We start from the raw sequence: 1957 nt of genomic DNA, 5'->3' as shown, positions 1-1957 counted from the left end.
CACCCTGCAAGCGCTGATTGCGATCTACGACAACTGCAATTCGCTGCATACCAACGCTTATGACGAGGCGATCACGACGCCGAGCGATGAATCGGTCCGGCGCGCGCTCGCGATCCAGCTGATCATCAACCGGGAATGGGGCCTTGCGAAGAATGAAAACCCGAACCAGGGCGCGTTCATCATCGACGAACTGACCGATCTGGTGGAAGAAGCCGTGCTGCAGGAATTCGAACGGATTGCCGAGCGCGGCGGCGTGCTGGGCGCGATGGAAACCGGCTACCAGCGCAGCCGCATCCAGGAAGAATCGCTGCTGTACGAGCACAAGAAACATGACGGCAGCATGCCGGTCATCGGCGTGAATACCTTCCGCAATCCGAAAGGCAATCCGATGCCGGCGACGCTGCAACTGGCGCGCTCGACCGAGGAAGAGAAGCAGTCGCAACTGCAGCGGCTGGCCAGCTTCCAGCAACGCCACGCTGGCGAAGCGCCGGCCATGCTGCAACGGCTGCAGCAGGCGGCAATTCATGACGAAAATGTGTTTGCCTGCCTGATGGATGCAGTGCGAGTGTGCTCGCTGGGGCAGATCACCGAGGCCTTGTTCGAGGTCGGCGGCCAGTACCGGCGGAGCATGTAGAACACGCCGGTGACGGTCGTCAATCCGCCCTGGCAGGCTGGTGAGAAACGTAGCGAGCGGGCCGAAATTGGGGCTGAGGAGCGGAATCGTACGCAGGTACGATGAGCACCGGAGGCTCCGGGATCGGTCCGCGCAGTAGTTTCTCGCCAGCCTGCTAGATCTCGATCTGCGTCCCCAGCTCGATCACACGATTGGTCGGCACCTTGTAATAATCCGCAGCGTCGCGCGCATTGCGCGACATGGTGGCGAACATCTGCTCGCGCCAATGCGCCATGCCGCCCTGCGTGGTCGAGACCACAGTCTGGCGCGCGATGAAGAACGAGGTTTCCATCATGCTGAATTCCAGCCCGTAGTCCTTGCACAACTCCAGGGCCTGGGGAATGTCGCGCTCGTCCTTGAATCCGTAATACACGTTGACCTGGTAGCACTCGTGCCCGAGCGCGTGGACCTTGACCCGCTCCGACACTGGCACGCTCGGAATATCGCCGTTGAATACCGTCAGGAACACGATGCGTTCATGCAGGGTCTTGTTATGCAGCAGATTGTGCAGCATCGCATGCGGTACGCCATCGCCCTCGGCACGAAAGAACAGGCCGGTGCCCTCGACCCGGACCGGCGGGCTGATGAACAGCGATTGCAGGAAATCCTGGAGCGGGATTGCATGTTTTTTCAGATTGCCGAAAACCAGCTCCCGGCCATCCCTCCAGGTCAGCATGATGGTGACCATCAGCGCCGAGATGACCAGCGGAAACCAGCCGCCATGCACAAGCTTCAGTGCGGTCGAGGAGAACAGCATGATGTCGATCAGCAGGAAAAATGCGGTCGCGCCAAAAGCCAGCGCCAGGTTGAGATGCCATTTGTAGCGGATCACGAAAAACGTGAGGATGGTGGTGGTCAGCATCGTGGCCGTGGCAGCGATGCCATAGGCCGAAGCCAGGTTGGATGAGGAACCGAATCCGACCACCGCCACCACCACTGCCGCCAGCTGCACCCAGTTGACCAGCGGTATGTAGATCTGGCCCATTTCCCGGTCGGAGGTGTAGATGACGCGCATGCGCGGCAGGAATCCGAGGGAAATTGCCTGGTGCGTGACTGAAAACGCGCCGGATATCGTCGCCTGCGAAGCAATCACGGCGGCGGCGGTGGACAACACCACCAGCGGATAGATGCTCCATGCGCCGAGCTGGTTGAAGAAGGGATTGACCACCGCTGCCGGATTTGCCAGCAGCAGCGCCCCCTGCCCGAAGTAGCTCAGGGTCAGCGCCGGAAACACGATCGTAAACCAGGCGAAGCGAACCGGCCGCTTGCCGAAATGGCCCATGT

General features: G+C 60.7%; 2 protein-coding genes. One reads left to right on the top strand and one right to left on the bottom strand.

Annotated features, from left to right (window positions below; all coding sequences use genetic code 11):
- Positions 1-634: methylmalonyl-CoA mutase family protein (locus Q7T06_RS06825; RefSeq protein ID WP_304782386.1), on the top strand; the 634-nt coding region annotated here is incomplete at its 5' end.
- A 154-nt stretch (positions 635-788) separates the two neighbouring features.
- On the opposite strand, the gene Q7T06_RS06820 is transcribed toward Q7T06_RS06825, so the two are convergent.
- The coding region (locus Q7T06_RS06820; protein ID WP_304782383.1) for a KUP/HAK/KT family potassium transporter at positions 789-1957 on the bottom strand (1169 nt) is incomplete at its 5' end.

This window comes from Herminiimonas sp. (assembly GCF_030645555.1).
In the GTDB taxonomy this organism is placed as follows: domain Bacteria; phylum Pseudomonadota; class Gammaproteobacteria; order Burkholderiales; family Burkholderiaceae_D; genus Oxalicibacterium.
This window is presented reverse-complemented; position numbering and strand designations above follow the sequence as displayed.